Below are 24125 nucleotides of genomic sequence, written 5' to 3'. Positions count from 1 at the left end.
GCTAACCGTCACTCAGAATACCGGCACGCCCGCCATCGTCTCGTTGGCGGATACCACGCGCCAGGCCAGGCCGCGCCGCTCCAGGCGAGACAGCGAGATATTGCCCACACTGAAGCGCAGCGCCGCATCCGCGCCGACGCCGAGGGCAAAGGCCAGGGCCGCCCGGATCACCCCGCCATGGCACACTAGAACGAGGTCGGCATCGCCGTGATCGTCCGCCAGGCGCTGCAGCACCGCGCTCACGCGGTCGATGACCTCGCCGAAGCTCTCACCTTCATGCGGCCGCTCTTCATGCGAGACCGGCCAGAAATCGTGCGGCGGCATGCGGACATGCTGGTGGAGCACCGCATTCTCGATCCCTTGGAGCGCACCGAAATTCTGCTCGATGAGGCCGGGCTCAACGGTAAGCGGCGTCTCCGGATAGCCCCCCTCGAAAATCGCTCGCGCCGTCAGCACGGTGCGGGAGAGGGGGGTCACGAACCACTCCGCTTGGGGCGGCAAGCGCTGCCCGAGCGTCACATAGGCCGACCGCTGACCGGCCATGGTCACTTCACAAATGGCGACATCGCGGTTGCCGTACAGCGCCACGCGCTCCTCGGCCGCGACCAAAGCGTGCCTAATCAGCCAGAAGCGCGTGGTGTCCATGCCGCTGAAAATCCCTACTCGCCGATGGTGATCAGAGCGCCGCGAACCCTTGCGGCGCGAAACTGGCTGGCGAAGAGCAGGCTCGCCAGGATCAGCCAGATACAGTTGAGGCCCGCCGCCCAGCCAAGCTGCTCCCAGGCGATATGCCCTGAATGCAGTGCCGCGCGCATCCCCTCGAAAACATGGGTCGCCGGGATCGCCCGCGAGACGGGCTGCAGCCAGACGGGCAAGACAGAAACCGGATAGAACACCGCGGAGAGCGGCGTTAGGCCGAAAAGCAGGGACCAGGCAAGCGCCTCGGCTCCCGCGCCATGGCGCAGGATCAGCGAGACCACACCCAGCGCCACCGCCCAGCCCATGATCATGAGGTTCGCGAAGAACAGCACGAGCACTGGTCCGAGCGAGAAAAGGTTGAAGGCATAGAGCACCCAGGCCAGCAGGATCGCCGGCAGAAGACCCAGCGCGACCCGCATGGTAGCGACCCCAATCAGCCCGGCGATCAGCTCCCAAGGGCGCAATGGGCTGACGAAAACATGGCCGAGATTGCGCGACCAGATCTCCTCCAGGAAGCTCACCGCGACACCCATCTGGCTCCGCAGCGCGACTTCCCAGAGCAGCACACCCGCCAGTAGCGAGGTTCCCGCGACCATCAGCCCGCCGCCAGCGCCACTCATCCGTTGGGTGAGGAATTGCGCCGTAAAGCCCCAGATGCACATCTGCAGGATCGGCCAATAGGCGAGTTCCAACAGTCTCGGCCATGAGCGGCGATAGAGGCAGATGTGGCGGTAGAGCAGTCCCCAGATCCGCCGCAGCGAAGCCCGGCTCATGCCGGGACCTCCGTGCCCTGCCGGCGATCGCGCGCGATATCGAGGAAGACATCCTCGAGCGTGTCCCGGTCATAGCGCGCCAGCAGCATGCTCGGGCTGCCCTCATCCACGATGCGACCCCGCCGCAGCATGAAGACCTGCCCGCAGAGCCGCTCGACCTCCGCCATATTGTGAGAGGCGAGCAGCATCGAGCAGCCGGATTCCGCGCGATACCGCTCCAGCCAGCCCCTCACCAGGTCGCCCGTATCTGGATCGAGGCTCGCGGTCGGTTCGTCCAGCAGCAGCACCTCCGGACGGTTGATAAGCGATTTCGCGAGCGCCACCCGCGTCTTCTGCCCGGCCGAAAGCTGACCGGCCGGACGGTTCATCAGCTCCCCGAGGTTGAGTTCCTCCGCGAGTTCCGCGATGCGCCGGTCGGCGCGCTTCACATTGTATAAGTGTGCGTAGACGGTGAGGTTCTCCCGCACCGTCAGCCGCCCGGGCAGAGCGATATAGGGCGAGGAGAAATTCATGCGGGCCAGGGCTGCGAAGCGGTCCCGCGCCATGTCGTGGCCCAGAACCTCGATCCGCCCACCACTCGGAACCAATAGTCCGAGCAGCATGGCGATCGTCGTCGATTTGCCGGCCCCGTTGCCGCCGAGCAGTCCAACGGTCGCGCCCCGTGGCACCGCGAAGGCAATATTATCCACCGCGACGGTCTCGCCATAATGCTTGGTCAGGCCCGTCACGCGGATCGCATCCATGGGCCTCCCTGTGCCGCCGCGCGCCGAAGCTGTCGAGCCCCCTCTATCGCCGACTCGGCAAGCCGAGGTTAGCTATAGGGATGTCTCTTGAGTTCAGGCCGGCACCTTCAGCACTTCCTCGCGGCCTGCGCGTCTACGCGATCGGGGACGTGCACGGCTGCGCCGCCTCCCATGCTGCGATCCTCGGCATGATCGCGGAGGATTACGACGCCCGTCCGGCGTTGGAGCCACTGGTGGTCCATCTCGGTGACCTGATCGACCGAGGTCCGGATAATGCCGCCGTGCTGGCGCGGGTAGCCGCCGGCTCTCCGATTCCTGGGCGCCTCATCAATCTGCTCGGCAATCATGAGGCGCTCTGTCTTGAGGCGATGATGGAAGGCGGCGATGCGGCGCGCCATTGGCGGCGCCAGGGCGGTGACGCTTGCCTCGCCGATTGGGGCATTCCCAAGCGCAGCCGCCCGGAGGATTGGGCGGCCTTGATCCCGCCCGAGCAGCTTGCCGTCCTGCGGGAGGCGCGGCCATGCCTTCGCCTCGGCGGTTATTTCTTCACCCATGCCGGCATTCGGCCAGGGCTGTCGCTCGATCAGCAGAACAATGAGGATCTGGTCTGGATCCGGGAGCCTTTCCTCTCCTCCGCCGCGACACACGAGGCGGTGGTAGTGCATGGGCACACACCACGCAGCGAGGTGACGCTACGTCCAAACCGTATCGGTATCGATACGGGCGCGGTTTATGGCGGTAAGCTTACGGCGCTGGTTCTCGAAGACGACCGCCTTGCCCTGATGCAGGTGCCGGGGCCCAAGAAGCCGCGGAAGTAGCTCACGGTTCCTCTCAACCCGCCTGCGGCACGGTCACGCCGATCATGTCGCCCTCACGGATGATGCTCGCCAGGCGCTCCTCCGACCAACCTTCAGTGCCGTCCGGACGCATCGGCAGCACCATCCAGCGATAATCCGCGGTGCTATCAACTACCCGGAGCGTTACCTGCTCGGGAAGATCGGTTCCCCACTCGAGAAGAACGCCGCGCGGATCGCGAACCGCGCGCGCCCGGTAGCTGACCGATTTGAACCAGAAGGGCGGATAGCCGAGAACCGCCCTTGGATAGCAACTGCACAGGGTGCAGACGACTAGGTGGTGGACCTCGGTCGTATTCTCCAGCACGCCGAGCGGCGGCATTCCGCGCATCGGGATGCCGAGCGTCTCAGCAGCGCGCGCCCCATCCGTCAGCATAAGCTCCCGGTAGTCTTCATCCATCCACGCCTTGGCGACCATGCGCGCGCCTCCCGCCGGGGAGGCGGCATCGGTGATCGCGATGCGCTCGGTGATTTCTTCCTCCGAGGCGATCCCCTTCGCCGCCAGCACCCGCCGCAATGCTATCAGCAGCGCGTCGCTATCCAATTCGGCGATGTTCACGAAGATGTCTCCAACCAGGGGCCGAAGATTTCGATGAGGATGTCATCGTCCGCACGACCGCCATCCCATAGGCCGTACCGCTTGAACTGGACGTGGTAGAGCGGCAGCCGTTGGGCGGGGCGGCCGAAGGCAAGGTCCTCAGGATTTGGATAGTCGCCGAGATGCCGGAGCACCGTTCCGATCTCGCCGCGCACATAATGCGGCGTCCGGATATGGCAGGGTCCGCGTGTTTCCGGCCAATCGTCCCGAACGCGAACCTGGGTTCCGGGCGCGATCATGGCGTCGCCTCCAAGGCAGCCTGCAGTTCCGCGGCAGTGACGACGTTTTTGGCGAGGAGCGTCGCGGTGATCGAACGCAGCCAGCGCTGGTAATAGGTCATCCGAAGATAATCCTCCTCGGACAGCGCCTCGACTCCCCGCCGCAATTCGTCGACGGACATGACCTGCTTCATACCGAGCAACTGCCGGATCGCGTCAACTTCGCGGTCGAATGCCGTCAGTTCGTGCGGCTCGGCGTCGATCGCATCGCACATATAGCGTGGCACACCACCAAGGTCGTGCATCGCGCGGGGGACATCTCGCTCCATGGGGGCAGGATACCCGTCTTGCCAAAGGAACGAAACGGATAACCCGGCCCCTGGCCGAGAACCGCGTTCGATACTGCCTCACCGCCAAGGATGGCGCCGCGCGATCCTTCAATTGCTCGCGTCTCATGCAGCCTCAACGATTGTGATAGCGAGGCCACGCCTATCGCCAATGCGGATTTTACAGAGCGTTACAGAAAGGCAACAATTTCACTTAAAAAGTCTAAAATACTGTTACACTGGCGGGTGTCATTGCAAAATTAGAACAAGCGTTGGTCTCATTGACGAAATAATCAAAAATCGTGGCTAGTTTTGTCCAAAAATACGTCTTGCGGTAAGGTGATTGGGAGCGCCGAAAGGCTGCCGGCTGAAACAACACCGTCTCTCGCTGGCGCGCGAGCTCTCGAAGAATCGTTCGAGAAAGCGTATGAAGTCTGACCAAAGGCAGAGTTCCGCTACCGGTTCGCCGAGCCGGGATAGGTCAAACCAAGCTGAGAAATAGGCCCAACGTGAGGGGCTTACGAACCTGGCACCGGACACTTGATGATGAGTGATCCTGTTTCCAGGCGCCGCGGCGCGGCCTCCAACGGGTGCAGTACAGTCCTCGCCACGGCCTGCTCGACCGATGCGCGACAGACCTCTGGCGCCGAACCCTGTGCCATCCGGTAAGGCGGTTGCAAAGCAAGGCTCGCCCGATAGATGAAGTTCTCGTTTCTAAAAAAAAATTAAGTAAAGTCTGCTGGACTGCTCCGACTGCCTTGCTCTTCGGAACCTGGCCGGTCCGAAACCTCGCTCAACGACCCTGAAGGATCCCTACATGTACGCCTCGGAACTCGCACTTTCGCCACAGCCGGTGCAGCTTGGCACCTCGATACGCTACGATCCCCGCGCCGAAATGGCGATGCGACTTCCTTCCTGGGTGCAACCGTTACTAACTTGGATCACCGCGAAGCCGGCCCCGGGTGAGGAGCCTGCCCCGAAATCGCCGCTGGCCTTCGTCCGGGAGGCCGCTCTCCTCGTTGCCGGCGGCTGCGCCCTGTCCGCACTGGCGATTTCCTTTATGACTGTGCAGGAGCCGTTGTTCTGGTTGCTTCTGGTGTCAGGCCTGCTGGCAACCACTTCGGGGCTCGGCGTCTTCCAGGTCGTGATCTTCCACCATTGTGCGCATGGCACGATATTCCGCACGCGGGCGCGCAACAGGACAGTGGGGCGGGTGGTTTCGGCAGTCCTGTTGTTCAAGCACTTCGATCGTTACCAGAGCGAACATATGCTGCACCACAACGCGAAGAAGCTCTTCACCGACGATGACGAATTCACCGACTTCATCCTCGGGATCTGTGACCTCGCGCCGTCTCTGGATCGCCACGAGCTCTGGCGCCGGTTACTGGTCGATCTGGTTTCTCCCCTGTTCCACGGGCGCTTCCTCTACAAGCGCATTCGCGGCAGCTTGGGATCGCATGAGCGCTCGCACAACCTCATCGGCATCGGGGCCTGGGGCACGCTTCTGATCCTCGCCGCCTTGACGCACATGCTTGGCATCTTCTTTGTCGCTGTCGTACTGCCCGTTACGGTCCTGCTGCAAATCGCGACTGTCTTTCGCATCCTGTGCGAGCATCGTGTGCCGCCGGTCGAAGTCCTCATCCGCCGCGGCCCCGACCTGGTGTGTCAAGCCACAGCCGGCGTCTTTCCAGGCGTGCGGCCGCCCGAGGCCCGCGCCACAACTCTGCCTGGTCTCGCTGCTTGGCTCATCTGGTGGACGAACATGCTGACGGTGCAGCTCTTCGTGCGCTTGTTCGTACTCGTGGGCGATGCGCCCTGCCATGACTTCCACCATCGGCGGCCAGCGAATAAGCGCTGGACGGACTACGCTCACGCGCGTCAGGCCGATCTGGAGGCCGGCTGCCCGGGCTTCCCGCTCAACTACGTCGATACCTGGGGGCTATTCCGCGCGATCAATGAGAATCTTGGGGCGCTGGCGCGTGCTCCAGCCGACCTGCTGGGATGAGCGGCGTGGTTACCGGCCGTCACCCGGGCGAGGCGCCTGCGGCCGCGTCCGGCGCGAGGCGCATCCTGCTCGGCGGCACGATGACCATCACGGTGGTGCCGCGACCGTCTGCGCTGTCGATGATCAACTTCCCCTGATGCGCTTCGGTCAGCTGCCTGGCGATCGGCAAGCCCAAGCCAGTGCCGGGAAACCTGCGGCTCAGAGTGTTCTCAAGCTGTACGAAAGGCTCAAGCGCGCGCGGAATATCCTCCGGCTGCATGCCGATGCCGCTATCGCGAATGGCAATCTCTACGCCATCTCGCGTCGTGCTGCGCGCCGAGACGGTGATCTTGCCACCGGTCGGCGTGAACTTGATGGCATTGCCGAGGAGGTTCGAGAGGATCTGCCTGAACCGGTCGTAATCGATGAAGCTTTGCAGCCTCGGCACCACCGGAAGCAGCTCGACGACGATCCCGCGCGAGGCGGTCTCCGCCGCGAAGGCCCGCACCGACGCCTGCAACAGCTGGCCAACCGGAACCCAGTCCAACTGCAACCGCGGCACCGCATTGCTGAGGCTGGAGAAATCGAGAATGTCCCGGACCAGCGAAAGCAGGCTCTGGCCGGCGTCTAGAATCTGCCGCGCGAACTCCTCACGGTCAGGTGGCCGTGTCCCGCTATCCAACAGAAGCTCCGAGAATCCGATGATCGCATTGAGTGGCGTGCGCAGCTCATGGCTCAAGGTCGCGAGGAACCGGGCGCGCGCATTGCTCGCCTCTTCGGCGGCCGTCGCGGCCTGACGCAATGTGGTCTCGGCGAGTTTGCGTAGCAGCACGTCGATGTAGACGGACAGCGCGCCTTCAACCAGTTCCTGGTCGCTGGCTTCGAAAGGGCGATGGATATTGCCTTCGGTATGATTACCCAACAGCAGCGCCCGCCGGCTGGCAGGCTCATAGGCCCAGAGCAGGTAAGGTACTCCGAGCAAAGCCGCCAGCGCTTCTCCGGCCGGTCCGATTTTCTGGCCCGAAGCGGTGTACAGAAAGCTCGGCGGTTGCTCCAGCGTCACCTGGGCGCCGACCTTTGGCCCCAAGCCGTGCTCGATCACGAAGCGGCCCGGCGTGGCGGGATCCTCGGTCAGGAAGGCCGCGCGGTCGCAGACGGAAGTGTCCGCGATCGACGCCAGCAGCGGCTCGCCGATCGCTTCGGCCGGCATATCGCGGTTGACGATCTGATAGGCGCCCCGAATCAGCCGCGCGACGATCCGGCTGCGCCGCGCCTCCCGTGAGGCTCGGCTTTGCTCCTCTTGCAGCCGTAACAGCCTCGCGCCGATCTCGTTATATTCGCGCTGGTAGTATTGCAGCTCGCGTTCGAGCCGCTCGATCTTGCCCGCAAGCTCGCCGCTCATGAGTCCCGCTGGAGGATACTCAGCACGCCGGTCCAGTCGAGCGGCCGGCTGTAATTGCCGGCGAAGGGGGCGATCTCCACGCCCGAATAAAAGCCCATGAAGGGGAAGGCCGGCGCGAGGCTGCTTATCACAAGCTCGGCTTCCTCCGTCGCGGCTCCGCTCATCACGCTGGCGCGCCCGGCGCAGTCGATATAGAGGCCCAGTACGCAGTCCTGTCCGGAAATGCGGGTCTTGAGATCCGCGACGCCGCGCTCCACCGAATCCAGCATCAGCGAGTTGTCGCGACTCATGATCTGGACCCGCGTGCCGACGGCGAAGTCAGGCTCGAACAAAGTAATCGAGCCCGCGGCGGGATCCGCACGCAGGATGAGCCGGTTGACGTAGTTATTTTCGTCGTAGGGCGCGAAGGGATCGCCCTGCTTCTGGCCCAGCGTCGCGACCAAGGAGAGCTGCTGTCCGCTCGTTGTTCCAAGCTCGAGCCCGAGCATGCGTTCGACGACCGTAAGCGCTGGCTGACCATCCAGCTCCAACACCTCCGGCCCATTGATGCGCGTGATCTCCATGAATGTGCTGACGGGACGGCAGCCGTGCAGGATGACCGTCGTCGCACGCAAATTCGGCGGGAAGACCAGCGCCGCCATGGCGTGCTTGCGCACCTCGCCGCCCTCAAACACCCAGCCGTCAGAGATATTGATGTCGGTGAGCAGACCGCCGCCGATAACGTGAAGCGCGCGCCCCCCGAGCCCTTCCTGGAACCCTTCCATGAGCTGGCTCGCCGGATGCAATCGCAGCGGCGAGACATTCGCCACGCTGTCGAACAACAGCATGACGGCCGAGCCATCGATCGAGTTGCCTTGAACGACCACGCCCAGCCCAAGCCCCGCCGCGCGTTCGTCGGCCAGAAGATCGCGGGTGGTGAAAATCCGCGGAGTCACGTTAGCGCCGGTGAAGGTGATAAGCCCGATCTCGAACCCGCTATAGCCAAAGGCCGTCCCGGCAATCACGCCAGCCGCCGATCCGCCCGCGAGCGGAACATCGCCGAACGCATCCCTCAGGGCGCTTAGTGCTGCCTCCGGCGGATGCTTGCCACCAATGAAGGCCAGGACGAGTTCGGGCCTGTCCGGTCCCAACTGATCGCGGCACGACCGCACCGCCGTCGAAGCATGCACGTCGCGAGCGTAGGCCGTTCGGATCATGATACCGCCGTTGTTCGGGTTTACGTTTGCGCTGGGGCGCGTAGCGTTTCATCGCGATCGACCAGAGGCGAGCGCAGCGTGACCTTGTTGCGCCCGCTGCGCTTGGCTTCATAGAGTGCGCTGTCCGCCTGTTCGATCAGGCTGAGGGCCGAAAACGCGGTTGCCGACGCTGCCACGCCTATGCTGACCGTGACCCGCACCTCCGGCTCGATGAGCGCCTGTTCGATGGCGATCCTCAACCGCTCCGCGACATTCACGGCGGAATTCTCATCTGAGGCGGCGACGATGACGACGAACTCTTCGCCGCCGTAGCGGGCGACCAGATCGACCTCCCTGAGATTGACCCTGAGAATCGCGGAGACGCCCTGGAGGACGCAGTCGCCAATGCGATGCCCGTGGCGGTCATTGATATCCTTGAAATGATCGACGTCTATCATCAAAGCCGCAAAGCCTTGGTTCACGGCGTCGGCGTAAAGTCCATCGAGATGGCCGATCAGGTAGCGCCGATTATAGAGGCCGGTCAGCGGATCGATGACCGCGAGTTGCAGTGCGGTCCCGACATCGGTTCGCAAGCGGTCCTGATAGTGCTTCCGTCGGATATGGTTGCGCGCTCGCAAAAGGAATTCGCTCTCATCGAGCGGCAGCATGAGGCAGTCATTGGCGCCGAGATCGAGACCGCCGATGACGAGACCACGCTGACCGGGTTCGCCGACCAGCAGCAAGGGCGTGTCGCGCGTCATGTTCGCCGCGCGCAGCTTTGCCACCAGCCGCAATGGATCACCTGCCATCGGCGAAAGGCTGATGACGATCAGATCGAAGGGCGCGACCTCGGTTGCCGCAAGCGCCGCGCTCTCGTCTTCCGCCAAAACCGTCGCTATGCCGTCACGGCTGAGAACATCGCGCAGACGCTGCGCGCGGATCATCAGATCATCGACGATGAGCGCCCGGCCCGGCTCGGAGACTGCCTCATGCAGGCCATTCGCGGTCAGCCCCAACGCGAGCGCGGTGTCGCCCCGGGCGCGCCATTCGTCCAGCAGGCGCTTCAGCCGAATGATGCCACGCAGCCGGGCCAGAAGAATCTCATGCTCGACGGGTTTGGTCAGGAACTCGTCCGCCCCGCAGGCCAGTCCCTGCAGCCGGTCCGCTGGCTCCTTGAGCGCCGTCACCATGATCACAGGGATATGGCACGTCGTCTGCTTAGCCTTCAGCGAACGGCACACCTCGTACCCGTCCAGTCCAGGCATCATAACATCAAGTAGAATGACGTCAGGCTGCCAGTCATCCGCGAATGCAAGCACGTCGCGACCGTCACGGATCGACTTGACTTCGTAATATTCGGCGGCGAGGCGGACTTCCAGAAGACGGACATTGGCCGGGACGTCATCGACGACCAATATGCGGGCCGTCAAGATGGCCTCCGTTTAGAACGCACGCCCGGTGCGGGAGCGACTGGCGCTCCGCCTCGCGTTCTTGTCAGCAGCGGAAACAGCGGGGGGAGGGCGCGTGCGATCGGGCGTACTCCCTGTGCGAATATGGCGGGCACATACATAATTTGCTCAAACGGCGGTAGGCTGGCCACGCCCAAAAGGGCACTAAAGCATTAGCATAGCATAGCCTAAATGGGGGGCACTAGCCTGGACTCGGCCGCCTTCCCCAAGTGTCATGCTCTTCCCTTCAAGCAAGATTTTTACAAATTCTTCCTGTCGCCCCTTTACTCCGGAGCCGGAACAGCGGGTATGCGCGCCATGAGATCTGCTTGTTTTTCTAGAATTACTTTGGTGATACTATGAATTTTGGTGGGGCGGTTCTGGCGGCGCTCAATACTCGATCGATAGGGGTGAGGCGGCGCCCGAGATCGCCTCGGGCTGCCCGGCCGATCAGTCGATATTCACGAACTCGGCCCCTAGCGAAGGGCAATACGTCTGCCCTAAGGTGATTTTGTGCACTGCACTCTAGCGGGGGCACGTCGCGGAAAGGCAGGCGCGTGACCGATTTCGAATTCATCGTCATCGGCAGCGGCCCGTCGGGCCGCCGGGCCGCGATCCAGGCAGCCAAGCTCGGCAAAACCGTCCTGGTGGTGGAACGTGGACGGCGTGTCGGCGGCGTGTCGGTCCATACCGGCACTATTCCCTCCAAGACCCTGAGGGAGACCGTGCTCAACCTCTCCGGCTGGCGGGAACGCGGCTTCTACGGCCGCTCGTACCGCGTGAAGAAGAATATCGAGGCCAAGGACCTCATGGCCAGGCTGCACATCACGCTGGACCACGAGGTCGATATCCTGGAGCACCAGTTTGCGCGCAACGCGGTGCGCACGATCGAGGGCACGGCACATTTCATCGACCCTCATCGCATCGAAGTCGTCTCGGCCAAGGGCGACAGCCGCGTATTCTCGGGCGAGAAATTCCTCATAGCGGTCGGCACCCGGCCCTACCGTCCAGCCAGCATTCCCTTCGATGGCGCGAGCGTTCTCGACAGCGACGAGATCGTCGAGCTGACACGCCTGCCGCGCAGCCTGACGGTCATCGGTGCGGGCGTCATCGGCGTGGAATACGCCACCATCTTCAGCGCGCTGGACGTGCCGGTGGCGCTGGTCGAGCCGCGGGAGAGTTTCCTGGATTTCATCGACCAGGAGATCATCGAGGACTTCACCCACCAAATGCGCGATCGCGGCATGACGATCCGTCTCGGCGCCAAGGTGACAGCGGTCGAGATCGAGAACGGCTGGCCCGTCGCGGCGTTGGAGGGTGGCCGACGCGTGCGCTCCGAAATGTTGCTTTATGCCGCCGGGCGCGTCGGGGCGACGGATACGCTCAACCTTCCGGCTTGCGGCTTGGAGGTCGACCATCGCGGCCGCCTGAAAGTGCATCCGCAAACACTGCAGACTGAGGTTCCCCATATCTACTCGGCCGGCGACGCGATCGGCTTTCCCAGCCTCGCCTCGACCTCGATGGAGCAGGGCCGCATTGCGGCCTGCCACGCTTTCGACGTGCCGATCCCACCCGCCCCGGAATTCTTCCCCTATGGCATCTATTCTGTCCCGGAGATCTCAACCGTCGGCATGAGCGAGGAGGAAGTGCGGCGGCGCGCCATCCCCTATGAATGCGGCATCGCGCGTTTCCGGGAGACGTCGCGCGGCCATATCATGGGCCTCGATACCGGCATGATGAAAATGATCTTCTCGATCCGCACGCGCCGGCTTCTGGGGGTGCATATCGTCGGCGAGGGAGCCACCGAACTCATCCACATCGGCCAAGCGGTCCTCAACCTAAAGGGCACGCTAGACTACTTCATCGACAATACCTTCAACTATCCGACTCTCGCGGAGGCGTACAAGATCGCGGCGCTCGATGCCTGGAACCGGATGGCAATACCCGGTCGCGGCGCCGCATCTCAGTCGGGCGCCTCCCACACGGCGGCCGTCGTTCCGATCGCGCCCGTCACCGCTGGAGCCGCGGAAGAGGAAGACGCCGCCTGAGCTTCGTCGCCAGACGCCCGCGCCAACTCCACTGGGAGTTCAGATGGCGCGGGAAGCTCGGGCGATCCAATCAGGACTGTCCCATCTAATTCTGCGGGGACCGCCGCGACGCTCACCACACGCAGGTTGCCGGATAGGACTTCAGGCTCTGCCAAAGCCACGACCTCCGCCGTACAGTCCGAACCGACCATGATCCGAGGTCCCGTCGTGATCGCCCCCTCAACCTCGATGTCGCGTACGAGCAGCGGCTCGGTGCCGATTTGACCCTTGGGGAGGGCAGTAGCCTCGGCTGGCGTTTGATCTTCGGTAGGACCATCGGCCGAGAGCAGGATAGCCGGTGCCGGTAGCGCGGGTTTCAGGACCTGGCCGATCCCGGCATCAATAGCTCTCTCGGAGAAGCGCTCGCCAACGAGCGTGACGCCGAGGGCTGCCGCTTCGGCATTGCGTTTCGCGTCGTGATAGAGTTCGACGATCTTGCTCGCGAATGCTCCGGCGCCATCGGCGAGCGTAAGCGCCTCCAGCGCCAGCGGCAGATGCATTCCCTCGATCGCGCAGGCTGTGGCGATGCAAGGCAGGGCCGCGGCCATGCTGGTCAATACTTTGCCCTTCAACCCGGCTCCGAAGCGCAGCGGTGCCACGGTGAGTCGGGTTCTCTGCAGAAGACTGCCGAGATCCGCCACATGTCCTATGGGCAATATGCCTCGCCGCCGCAGCGCTTCTATCGCCGGTGGCATGGCGCTGCCCGCCAGAAGGCAGGTGATCTCGGGATCGAGCTGCCACACAAGGGGCATGATTTCATGCACAAGCCAAGTTGCGGCATCCACATTTGGCTGATGGTTGTAGCCTCCGACGAAAAGGATGTGACGCCGCTCGGCGAAAGGCAGTGGACGGGGACCGACGCGCACGACCCACGGAACAACGGACGCGCGTACTGCGCCCGCGGTTTCCTGCGCCAGAGCCAACGCCTCGGCTGACGAATGGACGATCACGCCATCGGCCGCCTTCATAGCGCCGATCTCAAGCAGCTTGATCGAGGCAGCTTTCGCCCGCAGACCTTCGGCACTTTCCACCACGGCCTGACGCTCGGTGCGCAAATAGTGGAGATCGGCGACGCTATAGATGACGCGACAGCCGGGATAGCGCTCCTTCACCAGCGCCGTGTATTTCACGGCATTGACCATGCGATGCAGATAGACGACGTCGTAATGCGCCGGGTCGCGGCGAAGGATCTCCTCTACGGAACTGAAATAGGGATGATAGTAGCACTGCACACCGATGCGCTGCAGTGCGTCCGTATAGGGCGGGATCCGCGCCATATTGTCGGCGCCCACGAAAGCGACTTTGTAACCGAGCCGCATCAGCGAGAGAATATGTTCAAAGGCGGCATTGGAGCCTGCATCCTGATCCGGTGTCGGAACGGAAGAGTCAATAAACAGCGCGCGTTTGGTAACGTGACGCTCGCTATCCTTGTGCGGCGGATCTGACCGGTCTTGGTGATACTGCAGGACATGACGCCAGCGCTCGAGGAACCTGCGTTGATGGATACGCTGGTAGCGCTTCATACCGGGACCCGCGACATCAACGCCCGAGGTGACGCCCTGATGGTGCAGCACGCGGGAGGCGGGTTGGACCACGACGCGGCGCCCGGCCTCTCTCACACGAAAACAGAGATCCGTATCCTCATAATAGCCAGGCGCGAAATCACTCGAGAAGCCGCCAAGCGTCTCGAAGAGATCGCGCGGTATCATGAGGGCGGCGCCCGAGACGTAGTCGCAGTCGCGGAGGAAGCAGTATTCGGGCCGTTCGGGATCTTGCCTGCCGCCATAATTCATCGCATCGCCCATGCGCCAGACGATCCCACCAACCTCCTGTAGCGTCCCGTCAGTCGAGAGCAGCTTCGAGCCGACGACGCCGATGCGGGGATCGCGCGTGAAGGTCTCCAACAGCTCGTCGAGCCAGCCCGCCTGGACTTCCGTGTCGTTATTGAGGAAGAGGAGGTGATGGCCGCGTGCCACCACGGCGCCAGCATTGACCGAGCCGACGAAACCCAGGTTGCCGGCATTGCGGATAATCCGTACCCCGCCGAAGATCCGCCCGGCGAGGAGTGTGGCATCGGTCGAGCCATCGTCGACGAGGATGATCTCGGCTTTTGCCACCGACGGATAACGCAGCATCGATTCGAGGCAGCGGCAAGTGTAGTCGAAGTTGTTAAAGACGGGGATGATGATCGAGACCTCGGGGGCATCGCTGCTGGGCCAGTCGAGGTGGCCATGCGATTGGATTGCCGCTTCGACCAAGCCACTTAGCCGATGCGACAAGCTCGGCTCGCCAGAAGCGAGCTCGGCAAGACGCTCCTGCCGCGCCGCCGCCGAGGCTTCCCTGTCGCGAAGAGCCGCTTCGACGCGGTCGAATTGCACGAGGAAGAAACGCGCGAGTTCGACCAACTCCTTTGTGTCAGCCGCGTTTTCCGCTGCGTGCGAAACCGCGTTTGTCAGCAGGCGCTGTGTCTCGTGACCCAACAGTGCCTCTGCATTCTCGAGCACAATCGGGGAACCCTCGAGATCAATGTCCCTGCCGGCGACACGAACCCTAAGATGCACGCGAAGGGTCTCGAATAGGCGGTGGGGAAGACGAATCGAGAAGCCGTGATGACCGGTACCCGCTCCCACCTCGACGAGATCGGCCCGGAACTTATTTGCCTCGATGCGGCAGATGACTTGGGTATCATGGACGATCTCAATCACGAGAGGCACGTTGGGCAGGACGGGATCGAAGCACCAGCCGCCAATTTCGTTCCAGTCCGCGCAATCGACAAAGCCGACGATGGAGGGACGGACTGTAGTTTCTCCCATGGGCGCCGAAATCCTCTCATCCTGGGGCGTCGCGGAGAGTGCGGCGCCATGACGAATACAGTTAGATGCCGGCGAGCGACCGAGCTTGGTGTATACCGCCGCATGCATGAAAACTGCGTGACCAAAAAGGCTGTCCGTGAGCATGCTCCGGAGCTGCTAAATCGAAGTGCCCATGTGGCGCGGCACGAGGGGAGCGGAGGATCCGCTATCTCCGCTTCATGGGTGGAAACTGCATCAGCCGGCTTGGCCGACCGCGAGCGCGGAGGCCAGGCGGTCAATGCGGGCGAAGGCTGCGAGGATCGTGTCGTTCGAGGGCGGATCGGAGGTCGCCCCGGCAACGCGCCCTTCATAAAGTCGCAGTTTGATGGGTGTCAGTTGAAAAGCGCCTTGCTCACCTACCAAATTGATGACGGCCAGCCGATACTCGCCGTCGCTCCATTTTCCGTTGAGTGTTAATCGCGCGAGGAAGCCAGAACGGCTGGGAGCGTCAGGAAAGAGTTCGAGTACGTCCTCGCGCCCCTCTCGCTCCGTCTCCGCAAAGATATGTAGCGGCCCGCCTTCTTGAACGAGACAGAGGTCGACGCGACCAGCGACATGCAGGTCCGGCACGACAATCCAGCCACGCACCATGAGGCTGTCGCAGGGAAAGACATCCTCGGCCGCCTGGAGATCGTCGATACCGATGCCGCATAGCTCGTCGATGTAGTTCTCGGCGCCCTGCACCGTGATCCAACTGCGAAGGCCGGGCGGTGGCGTGAGCTGCACGCGGCGGGGGCGTGGCGGATCGAAGATGTGGCGTGACGGGGTTAGGTCCTTCCAACCTGCCTTCGGCAGAAGATGGAGCTGACCGACATCGAGTTTGAGCGGACTGCTGTCCAGCGTCGCGACCGGCGCTACGTCATGATAAATTTCCAGCACCGTGCGCGCATAGGCGCGGCTATCGACCCAGAGTTCGGGCGTGATATTCGCGCGAATGGCAGTTCGGACATCCGCGCTCGATCGCAGCAGTTCGAGGCAATCCAGCACAGCGCTGACATCGCCGACATCGACCTTGAAGCCGTTGACTCCATGGATGACGCGGTCACCCAACGCGCCGATATTGGTCACGATGGGGATGAGGCCCGCCTGCCACACCTCCGAGAGCGAGATGCAGTAAGTTTCCGGCCAAATCGATAGATGTAGCGCAACTTCGGTAGCTGCCACCGCGACGTCGCCGGGATTGAAGCGCCCGTGATATATCAGATTCGGCTTTCCGAGGGTGGCAAAGACTTTTTCGTATTGCGGATCAGCTTGGCCGAAGATGTGGAATTTAAACAGTGAGGCGGGCGCCGTGGTGATGATGTTGAGAACCGCGTCGGCCCCCTTTGACCGGATAAAATTGCCGACGACGGCGATCTCCAGAACATAATCTCCGCTATGCGATGCCTTCTCCTGCCGCAGGTCGGGCACGGCATTGGCAGGGCTGGGAATGCCGAGCGTCACCGTGCGCGTGCGGGCGGTGAAGGGATAGATCCGGCGTAGCAGATTACGTGAATAGTCGGAGCCGAAAAGCAGGACATCAATCGAGCGAATGACCTGTTCCATGAAGCCACGTCGCTGCTGCTGCACGCCGACCGGAAGACCCTCGGCGACCTTCAGGCAGACGTCGCAGGCGCTGATCGACTTGGTGCCGATGTCACAAAATTTCTGTTCAAAGTTAAGGAGATTGTAGCGGGCGCAAACAAGAAAGAAATCATGCGCCGAGAAAACCGTGCCACATCCAGCAGCCTTCGCGATCATCGGCAGAGACGCCGCGTGATGGCCAAGATGCTGGAAATGGACGACGTCGATGCGGTAGGTCGCGAGAACGCTAGAAAGTGCCATTTCCTCGAACTGGTCGCAAAGCGTATCCAGCCAGCCGACATCCGGCGTCTCGAACCGTTCCAGCGATTTGCCGTTCGAATCAAGGAGCTGGCAGGCACCGCCGCGCCGCAGCCAGAAAAAGATTTCCGCGTCCTTCTCCAGCATGGAGCAAAGGGTGCGTTGATAGACCTCGACGCCACCCCATTGATTTTCCTGGATGGTGGAATGAGTACACATCAGAATCCGGAGTTTGCGACCCTCGCGCCGGTAGGATCGACTTCCTGCCTCCGGCGCCGGCCGATGCGCCATGGAGAGCTCGCGGTCGAGCAGGGTCTTCAGCCGATGCTCATAGAGATGGCTAGTGCGTACGGCCTCCTGTGTGCGACCTGCCTGGGCCGCTCTTCTCTTCGGGTCGCGCAGCAGGCGGCCCACGGCATCGAGAAGCGCGTTGGTATCATCGACGGCGGTGACGCCGGGGAGTTCGCGAAAATGCTCGCGTCCGATGGCCGAGCCGGCCTCGACCACCTGCGCTGTTCCCGCCAGCCCTAACTCATAGAGCCGCGGCCCTGGCGCGGTCGCCTGGCTGGCTTCGCCGTGGCTGGCATAGTTTCGAAACATAGTCAGAGTTACACGGCTCGCATTCGCGAAGTCGATGAACGCTTCGTGGCTGACCGGGCGTTGCAAAGCGAGGGCGGCGAGGCTGGCGGGCAATGGAGGTAAATACTCGTTCGTCGGACAAATGAGCTTGAAGCGCGCGGCGGGGAAGGTCGCGATCAATTTCTCCAAGATAGGAATGCGGTTCGGCCACATAGTCCCCGCGAAGAAGATGTCGTAGTTCAGCGCGCTGTCAGGCTTGATCTCGCGAAAATGTAGATCGGTGCTTGCTCCCAGCGAAAGAAACCGCCCTTTCGAACCATAAAGTGCGACGCAGGAGGGGTCGTTCGTATAAACGACGTCGAAAACATCGATGTTCCGTCGGTTGTAATCCGACATGAAGGGATCTTCGAACAACCACAGAATACAGCGCTGAAACGCGCCGCGAGCGTGACGGATGAGGCTCTTGTTCAGACGCTGACCGTCGATACAAATGAGCGTGTCGAATTTGCCGGTTGCCGCCAAGGGCAGCAGCGTTCGGTTGTCGGCAAGCACGACCTTGTCCCCCACCAGACGCTTCAGCGCCGCATGGACTCCGAGCGTAAGATAAGCGTTGGGATTGTGGGTAAAATTGGTGTTGTATAAAATGATCATGCGCGCTTCTTGCTTTGCAGAAACTCAATGATACGACGTGCGCGGTGCATATAGGTGTGCTCCGCGCGAGCACGTGCCTGAGCACGCTGTGCAGTGGCGGAGCGGAGCTTATCCGATGCGAGGAAGCGCTGAAGCAGAGAGCCGAACTCGCTCGGATTGGAGAAGCAGGGCAGCTCTTCGGCCGTGAAGTAACGGCTCATCTCCAGCGTGTCTTCATGGAAGAATTGCACGCTGCCCGCCAATGCCGCCTCAAATGTGCGCGGTCCGGGGCTGGATGGCGCGATCATGTAGCGCTTGTTGTCGAAATGCAGGCTGCGGCCGAGGTTCAGAATGATCTTGGCGCGGCTGTAGAGCGCGATTAGCTGGTCCTTCTCGATCCGCCGATCCGAAAATCCGGCACCGAAGCGACCCCATCCCGGGCCGATGATCGAGACGTTCAGTCCGGTGAAATTGCCCCGTATATCCTCGACAATCTCCTGTCGGCTGGAAAAGGCGACGCCGCAGAACAGTACATCGATCGGACGTTCCATCTCGGCGCGCCATGGAACGAAGTGGCGCCGGCCGCAGCCCGCGAGCGGGAGGTGATAGGTCTGCGGATGCTCGTAGAATCGCGCGCCCCAACGGTCACAACTGAAGATGACGTCGAAGATGCTCTCGATCCTATAGCTCGCATCCTTCTCATAGGGATCTTCGGTCGCCCAGAAGACCGTGGCGGCGCCACAACGCTGCGCCTCTCGCGCGACCTCTGTGAAATAGACAGTTTCCGGCAAGTAAGATCCAATGCCGAGGACGATATTTGGCCTCAGCGCGGCGACAACATTCGGTGCGCCGCTGATGTGTGTTGTAATGACGTTCTCTTCGCCGATGAGCTCGACCCAACCGTCCTTGATTGACTGGCGGATCTGCGCATTTGCTTGCGATTCCAGCGCAACGCCACCGCAGATGACGACTTTCAAATCTCCGGCCTTTCCCGCTATGAGGCTTCAATGGCATAAAAAAATTTAGCCCAAGCGCCAAAAAGCGCGACGTCGGGCAGCGGCCGTTAAAATATGTGTTGAGGCTCTAGCTGCCTCTCCGTTTGGATCGACGGCGCGCACCCCTATTACGGATGCGGGACTAAATTTTTCGTTATCGCGCGCGGGTCAAAGATGGTTGCGTCGAAGCGCGGGGCGATTCCCGGAGGCTAGTGCACCGGCCGCGTGCCGGTGCAGCGTGGGCTACAGCCAGCCCGCGTCGACGATGAAGTCGCGGGCGGTGACCAGCCGGCTATCATCAGCCGCAAGCCACAGCACCATGCGCGCGATGTCCGGGGCATGCAGGCGATCCGGAATGCACTGGCCCTGCGCCCGCTTCGCCTCGCCCTCTGGCGTCATCCAGAGGTCAAGCTGGCGTCCGGTGATGACCCAGCCGGGGAAGACGATATTGGCGCGGATATGATGCGGCCCGAGATCGCGGGCGAGGGCGCGCGTCAGGCCGATGACGCCGGATTTCGCGGTCGTATAGGCCGGCATGCCGCCCTGGCCCATCATGAAGCTGGTCGAGCTCATATTGATGATCGAGCCGCCGCCCGCTGCGATCATGTCGTCCTTGAGGGCCTGGGCGCAGAAGAACTGGTGGCGGATATTCGTCGCCATCCGTTCGTCCCAGTATTCCGGCGTCACCTCGTCGATGGCGTGCCGGTCGTCCCGCGCCGCGTTGTTGACGAGCACTGTGAAACCGCCGCCCAACTCGGCGCGGAGCTGCGCGATCGCGATGCGCAGGGCGGCAATGTCGCGCAAATCGACGCTGGCGAAGCGCGCGCGGCCGCGGCCGTCCGGCAGCCGAGCCAGCAGCGCATCCGCGGCCTTGCAGTCCAGGTCGAGGAAGCCGACATGACTGCCCTGAGCGACGAAATGCTCGACGATGCTGGCGCCGATGCCTGAGGCACCGCCCGTGACGAGCACGCGCCTGCCGGCGAGGCTGGGATAGGTCGCGAACTGATCAGCCATAGGATGAACCTAGAAAATCGAATCCAAGAGGTTGCCGAGTGGGCCCCTGTTGCCTGGCTTGACCAGAGGCGTCTGACCGGCAGCCGGGCTGCGGCCGAGAGCGGCATTTTCCTGCAGGCGCTGACGCTCGCCTGCGGGATCGACCTCGGCCACCGGAGCCGCAGCGCGGCCGAGCGGGTTCAGGCGATTGCTCAGCTTGCGGCTGCCCTTGTCCTTCTGGCCTTGTGCATCGACTTCCTCACGAATATCGGCAGGCGCGGCCGGACCCGCCGCCTGGACCAGCGCGGTATCGCCGCCGGTCGTGGGGCCGCCGCCGATCGCGGCGCCACCGATCATCGCATCCTCGGCCTGCTGGCGTACCGCGACGTCCTGCGGCCGCGAGGCGCCCGGGTCGGGCCGTGGCAGAGCCTGGGCGGCGACATTGAGGTCGGGCGGCATGGCGAGCGCCGGCTGCGTCGTGACCTGGAATTCATCGGGCGGGTCGCGCTGCAAGCCGATCGTCTTCATCACGCTGTCACTGCAGCCGGCCAGCACGAGCGGGGCCAGCAGCAAAGCCAGTCGGGTCGTCACCTTGGATGCCATGCTTCCCTCAGCCCCGATTGCGGGCGCCGGGCAGCGCCTCGCGCCCCCCGGGCAACAGGTTGTCGATGACCAGCGCCGCGACACCGCAAACGATCGCCGCATCGGCCAGGTTGAATACATACCAGGAATAGCCCAGCGCATGCGCCTGAATGAAGTCGACCACCGCGCCGTAGCGCAGCCGGTCGAGCACATTGCCAACGGCGCCGCCCGCGATGGCGCCAAGGGGCAGCGCGATGGCGAGGCGTGTCGTCCGCATCAGCCAAAGCCCGAGCACCGCCACGACCACGAGGGCGAAGATGGCAAGGCCAAGATGCGCCGCCGTTCCCGTGCCAGTGAGTAGCCCGAAGGTCACGCCCTGATTCCAGACCATCGTGAAGTTGAGCACCGGCAGCAGCACGACCTGCCCGACCTGCGGCAGGTGCAGCCCGTGCAGGATCCACCACTTGCTCGCCTGATCGGCGGCGAGCACGAGAAGCGCCGCCAAGACACCCGAGAGCACAACTGGCGAGCGGCGCGTCATGCCGGCTTGACGGCTTGGGCAACTAGGCCCGAGGCCAAGGCGTCGGTGCAGCGCAGGCAGAGTTTCGTGTCGCCATCCACCTCAGGCAGCACGCGCCAGCAACGAGCGCATTTCTCTCCGGCGGCTGCCTCCGTCTCGGCGTTCGCTGTTTCGGCTACTGCCAATCTCACGGTGGAGACGATCAGGTTGTCCGCCCAGTCAGCAGCGGATAGGAGCGCGTCCTCGCTCGCGGGGAAGGACAGAACAACTTCGGCCTGCAGCGACGAGCCGATCAGGCCGCCCTGCCGCATCTCCTCGAGCTTCGAGGTTGCCATGCGACGAATGTCGCGGACCCGCGCCCATTTCGCCGCCAGCGCCTCGTCGCGCCACTCCGCCGGGATCGCGGGGAACTGCCGCTCATGCACGCTGCCGCCCTCGGCAAAGCGTGTCGTCCAGGCCTCCTCGGCGGTGAAGACCAGAACCGGGGCAAGCCATGCGGTGAGGCATAGATGCAGGTGATCAAGCACCGTCCGAGCCGCCCGTCGCCGCGGCGCATCGAAACGGTCGCAGTAAAGCGAATCCTTGCGGATATCGAAGTAGAAGGCCGAGAGATCGATCGCGCAGAAATGGTGGATCGCCGGGTAAACCCCGGTCCAGTCATGGCTCTCGACCGCCTCGCGCACCAGCGCGTCGAGCTCCGTCAGGCGATGGAGCACCCACCGCTCCAACTCCGGCAATTCGGCAAGCGGCAGGCGCTCGGCCTCCGAGAAGCCGTCCAGACTGCCGAGCAGCCAGCGCAGCGTGTTCCGCAGGCGGCGGTAAAGCTCGCCCTGCTGCTTGAGGATTTCCGGCCCGATCCGCAGGTCATCCCGCGAATCCGAGGACATCACCCAGAGGCGTAGAATATCGGCGCCGTATTTCGCGATGACGTCCTGCGGCTCGACCCCGTTGCCGAGCGACTTCGACATCTTACGGCCCTGCTCATCCACCAGGAAGCCGTGGGTCAGCACCGCTTTGAACGGCGCGCGCCCGCGCGTGCCGACGGCTTCGAGCAGAGACGAATGGAACCAGCCGCGATGCTGGTCCGAGCCTTCCAGGTAGAGGTCGGCGGGCCAGGGTAGGCCGCGCGCCTCCAGCACGAAGGCATGGGTCGAGCCGCTCTCGAACCACACATCGATAATGTCCCGCACCTGCTCAAACTGCTCGGGATCATAGGCGTTGCCGAGGAAGTCGGCGGCGGGGCGGGCGTACCAGGCGTCCGCGCCTTCGGTGGCGAAGATCTCCACCACGCGGGCCATCACGGCGGGGTCGCGCAAGGGCTCGCCAGTGCGGCGATCGACGAAGATGGCGATGGGCACGCCCCAGGCGCGTTGGCGGCTCACGCACCAGTCGGGGCGCGAGGCGACCATGCTGCCGATGCGGTTGCGGCCCTGGTCGGGGATAAAGCGGGTCTCGGCGATGGCGGCGAGCGCCTTGCCCCGGATGTCCTGCGGCCCGTCCATGCGGATGAACCATTGCGGTGTCGCGCGGTAGATCACCGGCGCCTTGGACCGCCAGGAATGCGGGTAGGAATGTACCAGTGTGCCGCGCTTGAGCAGCCCGCCTGCCGTTTCCAGCGCTCCGGCCACCGCATCCGCCGCCTTGAAGACATGCATGCCCGCGAATAGCGGCACCCACTCATTATAGGTGCCGTCATCCCCCACCAGATCGGGCGTTTGCAGCCCATAGGTGCGGCCGAGCACGAAGTCGTCCTCGCCATGGCCTGGCGCGGTATGCACGAAGCCGGTGCCCGCCTCGGTCGTCACATAGGCCGCCGGTAGCAGCGGCGCGTCATGGTCGTAGCCCTGACCACGCAGCGGATGGGCGGTGATGACGCCCTCCAGATCGGCGCCCTTATAGGTCGCGCGGATACGGTGGCCGGTGATGCCGGTCTCGGCCAGGAAGCCGGGCAGCAGCGCCTCGGCCACCAGCACCTTCTCGCCCGGACGCGCCAGCGAACCTTCACTCGCCGCTTCGACCTCGACGAGCGCGTAATCGATCTCGGGACCATAGGCGATGGCGCGGTTGCCCGGCATGGTCCAGGCGGTCGTCGTCCAGATCACCACTGAGGCGCCGGCAATCTCGGCCGGTCCGCCCGAAATGATCGGGAACCGCACCCAGACGGTGGTGCTCTTATGGTCGTGATATTCGATCTCGGCCTCGGCAAGGGCGGTCTTCTCAACCGGGCTCCACATGACCGGGCGCAGGCCGCGATAGAGCGTGCCGTTCATCAGGAACTTGCCGATCTCGGCGGCGATGGCGGATTCCGAGGCGAAATCCATCGTGGCGTAGCGATGCGCGAAATCGCCCATGATGCCGAGGCGGCTGAACTCCTCACTCTGGATCGCCAGCCACTTCTCGGCATAGGCGCGGCATTCGGCGCGGAACTGCAGGACGGGCACGTCGTCCTTGTTGCGGCCGGCCTTGCGATATTGCTCCTCGATCTTCCACTCGATCGGCAGGCCGTGGCAGTCCCAGCCTGGGATATAGAGCGCGTCGAAGCCGGCCATCTGATGGGCGCGGTTGATCGCGTCCTTCAGCACCTTGTTCAGCGCATGGCCGAGATGGAGGTTGCCGTTCGCATAGGGCGGGCCGTCATGCAGGATGAAATAGTCGCGGCCGGCGGAGGCCGCGCGCACGCGGTCCCACAGTCCGGTCTCCTCCCAGCGGGCGAGCGTCGCGGGCTCGCGCTTGGGCAAGTCGCCCTTCATCGGAAAGGCGGTGCGTGGCAGAAAGACCGTGTCGCGGTAGTCGCGCGTGGGCGCTGACCCTGCGCCGGGCTTTGTTATCGTATCGCTCATGGGCGG

Annotated in this window: 19 protein-coding genes; 3 read left to right on the top strand and 16 right to left on the bottom strand. The window is 63.3% G+C overall.

All coding sequences use genetic code 11. The features are described from left to right. Window positions 1-12 precede the first annotated feature (12 nt). Genes GSQ92_RS05235 through GSQ92_RS05225 form a run of 3 tightly spaced genes read right to left on the bottom strand, consistent with a single transcriptional unit; the run spans window position 13 to window position 2215 of the window. Window positions 13-645: a histidine phosphatase family protein gene (locus tag GSQ92_RS05235; RefSeq protein ID WP_158802355.1), complete on the bottom strand. Its 633-nt coding sequence runs from the start codon at window positions 643-645 to the stop codon at window positions 13-15. Between the two features lie 14 nt (window positions 646-659). Next, the gene (locus GSQ92_RS05230) at window positions 660-1472 is read right to left on the bottom strand and encodes an ABC transporter permease (RefSeq protein WP_158802354.1); all 813 of its coding nucleotides are present in this window, start codon (window positions 1470-1472) and stop codon (window positions 660-662) included. After that, window positions 1469-2215 (bottom strand): ABC transporter ATP-binding protein, encoded by a 747-nt coding sequence (locus GSQ92_RS05225; RefSeq protein ID WP_158802353.1) that lies wholly within the window; start codon window positions 2213-2215, stop codon window positions 1469-1471. Before GSQ92_RS05225 ends, GSQ92_RS05230 begins: the two co-directional genes overlap by 4 nt. An 80-nt stretch (window positions 2216-2295) precedes the next feature. Here GSQ92_RS05225 and GSQ92_RS05220 point away from each other — a divergent pair, with 80 nt between their 5' ends. Next, window positions 2296-3033, top strand: coding sequence for a metallophosphoesterase (locus GSQ92_RS05220; protein WP_158802352.1), 738 nt, complete (start codon window positions 2296-2298; stop codon window positions 3031-3033). Between the two features lie 13 nt (window positions 3034-3046). Here GSQ92_RS05220 and GSQ92_RS05215 read toward each other — a convergent pair whose 3' ends face one another. The 3 genes from GSQ92_RS05215 to GSQ92_RS05205 are packed head-to-tail and all read right to left on the bottom strand — an operon-like array spanning window position 3047 to window position 4190. Beyond that, window positions 3047-3628, bottom strand: a complete 582-nt coding sequence (locus GSQ92_RS05215; RefSeq protein WP_158802351.1) for a nitrile hydratase subunit alpha — start codon at window positions 3626-3628, stop codon at window positions 3047-3049. Then, window positions 3625-3906 (bottom strand): SH3-like domain-containing protein, encoded by a 282-nt coding sequence (locus GSQ92_RS05210; protein ID WP_158802350.1) that lies wholly within the window; start codon window positions 3904-3906, stop codon window positions 3625-3627. Before GSQ92_RS05210 ends, GSQ92_RS05215 begins: the two co-directional genes overlap by 4 nt. After that, window positions 3903-4190, bottom strand: a complete 288-nt coding sequence (locus GSQ92_RS05205) for an SH3-like domain-containing protein (protein WP_256367076.1) — start codon at window positions 4188-4190, stop codon at window positions 3903-3905. The genes GSQ92_RS05210 and GSQ92_RS05205 overlap by 4 nt, the downstream gene beginning before the upstream one ends. 838 nt (window positions 4191-5028) lie before the next feature. Between GSQ92_RS05205 and GSQ92_RS05200 the strand changes: the two genes are divergently transcribed. Next, window positions 5029-6216, top strand: coding sequence for a fatty acid desaturase (locus tag GSQ92_RS05200; RefSeq protein WP_158802348.1), 1188 nt, complete (start codon window positions 5029-5031; stop codon window positions 6214-6216). Window positions 6217-6235: 19 nt separating this feature from the next. On the opposite strand, the gene GSQ92_RS05195 is transcribed toward GSQ92_RS05200, so the two are convergent. Genes GSQ92_RS05195 through GSQ92_RS05185 form a run of 3 tightly spaced genes read right to left on the bottom strand, consistent with a single transcriptional unit; the run spans window position 6236 to window position 10202 of the window. Continuing rightward, entirely contained in the window at window positions 6236-7597 is a 1362-nt protein-coding gene (locus tag GSQ92_RS05195; RefSeq protein WP_158802347.1) for a sensor histidine kinase KdpD, read from the bottom strand. Beyond that, entirely contained in the window at window positions 7594-8793 is a 1200-nt protein-coding gene (locus tag GSQ92_RS05190) for an FIST signal transduction protein (protein WP_158802346.1), read from the bottom strand. Before GSQ92_RS05190 ends, GSQ92_RS05195 begins: the two co-directional genes overlap by 4 nt. Before the next feature lie 20 nt (window positions 8794-8813). Further along, on the bottom strand, window positions 8814-10202 hold the full coding sequence (locus GSQ92_RS05185) for a PleD family two-component system response regulator (RefSeq protein ID WP_158802345.1): 1389 nt from the start codon (window positions 10200-10202) through the stop codon (window positions 8814-8816). A 575-nt stretch (window positions 10203-10777) separates the two neighbouring features. Here GSQ92_RS05185 and sthA point away from each other — a divergent pair. Beyond that, window positions 10778-12268 carry a Si-specific NAD(P)(+) transhydrogenase gene (sthA, locus tag GSQ92_RS05180; protein WP_158802344.1) on the top strand — a complete coding sequence of 497 codons (1491 nt, stop codon included), beginning with the start codon at window positions 10778-10780 and terminating at the stop codon, window positions 12266-12268. Here the strand turns inward: sthA and GSQ92_RS05175 are convergent. The 7 genes from GSQ92_RS05175 to ileS form a co-directional block, all read right to left on the bottom strand. Beyond that, on the bottom strand, window positions 12184-15120 hold the full coding sequence (locus GSQ92_RS05175; RefSeq protein ID WP_158802343.1) for a glycosyltransferase: 2937 nt from the start codon (window positions 15118-15120) through the stop codon (window positions 12184-12186). The genes sthA and GSQ92_RS05175 overlap by 85 nt on opposite strands. 234 nt (window positions 15121-15354) lie before the next feature. Next, entirely contained in the window at window positions 15355-18210 is a 2856-nt protein-coding gene (locus GSQ92_RS05170) for a glycosyltransferase (protein WP_159013103.1), read from the bottom strand. Continuing rightward, entirely contained in the window at window positions 18207-19166 is a 960-nt protein-coding gene (locus GSQ92_RS05165; RefSeq protein ID WP_254065558.1) for a glycosyltransferase, read from the bottom strand. Before GSQ92_RS05165 ends, GSQ92_RS05170 begins: the two co-directional genes overlap by 4 nt. 261 nt (window positions 19167-19427) lie before the next feature. Continuing rightward, window positions 19428-20198: an SDR family NAD(P)-dependent oxidoreductase gene (locus GSQ92_RS05160; protein WP_158802341.1), complete on the bottom strand. Its 771-nt coding sequence runs from the start codon at window positions 20196-20198 to the stop codon at window positions 19428-19430. Window positions 20199-20207: 9 nt separating this feature from the next. Continuing rightward, window positions 20208-20768: a DUF3035 domain-containing protein gene (locus GSQ92_RS05155; protein WP_216849972.1), complete on the bottom strand. Its 561-nt coding sequence runs from the start codon at window positions 20766-20768 to the stop codon at window positions 20208-20210. A 19-nt stretch (window positions 20769-20787) separates the two neighbouring features. Next, window positions 20788-21300, bottom strand: a complete 513-nt coding sequence (gene lspA / locus GSQ92_RS05150; protein ID WP_158802339.1) for a signal peptidase II — start codon at window positions 21298-21300, stop codon at window positions 20788-20790. Further along, window positions 21297-24119 carry an isoleucine--tRNA ligase gene (gene ileS / locus GSQ92_RS05145; protein ID WP_158802338.1) on the bottom strand — a complete coding sequence of 941 codons (2823 nt, stop codon included), beginning with the start codon at window positions 24117-24119 and terminating at the stop codon, window positions 21297-21299. The genes lspA and ileS overlap by 4 nt, the downstream gene beginning before the upstream one ends. Between the last annotated feature and the right edge of the window lie 6 nt (window positions 24120-24125).

This window comes from Acidisoma sp. S159 (genome assembly GCF_009766125.1).
In the GTDB taxonomy this organism is placed as follows: domain Bacteria; phylum Pseudomonadota; class Alphaproteobacteria; order Acetobacterales; family Acetobacteraceae; genus Acidisoma.
Note: the sequence above shows the minus strand (reverse complement) of the source record. Positions and strands in the feature narration are given on the sequence as shown.

What these genes read in the sequence shown, in the direction of transcription:
- GSQ92_RS05205 (WP_256367076.1), bottom strand. Translation starts at nt 4,190, where the DNA reads ATGCACGACCTTGGTGGTGTGCCACGCTATATGTGCGATGCGATCGAC.
- GSQ92_RS05220 (WP_158802352.1), top strand. Translation starts at nt 2,296, where the DNA reads ATGTCTCTTGAGTTCAGGCCGGCACCTTCAGCACTTCCTCGCGGCCTG.
- GSQ92_RS05235 (WP_158802355.1), bottom strand. Translation starts at nt 645, where the DNA reads ATGGACACCACGCGCTTCTGGCTGATTAGGCACGCTTTGGTCGCGGCC.
- lspA (WP_158802339.1), bottom strand. Translation starts at nt 21,300, where the DNA reads ATGACGCGCCGCTCGCCAGTTGTGCTCTCGGGTGTCTTGGCGGCGCTT.
- GSQ92_RS05225 (WP_158802353.1), bottom strand. Translation starts at nt 2,215, where the DNA reads ATGGATGCGATCCGCGTGACGGGCCTGACCAAGCATTATGGCGAGACC.
- GSQ92_RS05170 (WP_159013103.1), bottom strand. Translation starts at nt 18,210, where the DNA reads ATGATCATTTTATACAACACCAATTTTACCCACAATCCCAACGCTTAT.
- GSQ92_RS05175 (WP_158802343.1), bottom strand. Translation starts at nt 15,120, where the DNA reads ATGGGAGAAACTACAGTCCGTCCCTCCATCGTCGGCTTTGTCGATTGC.
- GSQ92_RS05160 (WP_158802341.1), bottom strand. Translation starts at nt 20,198, where the DNA reads ATGGCTGATCAGTTCGCGACCTATCCCAGCCTCGCCGGCAGGCGCGTG.
- ileS (WP_158802338.1), bottom strand. Translation starts at nt 24,119, where the DNA reads ATGAGCGATACGATAACAAAGCCCGGCGCAGGGTCAGCGCCCACGCGC.
- GSQ92_RS05195 (WP_158802347.1), bottom strand. Translation starts at nt 7,597, where the DNA reads ATGAGCGGCGAGCTTGCGGGCAAGATCGAGCGGCTCGAACGCGAGCTG.
- GSQ92_RS05230 (WP_158802354.1), bottom strand. Translation starts at nt 1,472, where the DNA reads ATGAGCCGGGCTTCGCTGCGGCGGATCTGGGGACTGCTCTACCGCCAC.
- GSQ92_RS05200 (WP_158802348.1), top strand. Translation starts at nt 5,029, where the DNA reads ATGTACGCCTCGGAACTCGCACTTTCGCCACAGCCGGTGCAGCTTGGC.
- GSQ92_RS05210 (WP_158802350.1), bottom strand. Translation starts at nt 3,906, where the DNA reads ATGATCGCGCCCGGAACCCAGGTTCGCGTTCGGGACGATTGGCCGGAA.
- GSQ92_RS05190 (WP_158802346.1), bottom strand. Translation starts at nt 8,793, where the DNA reads ATGATCCGAACGGCCTACGCTCGCGACGTGCATGCTTCGACGGCGGTG.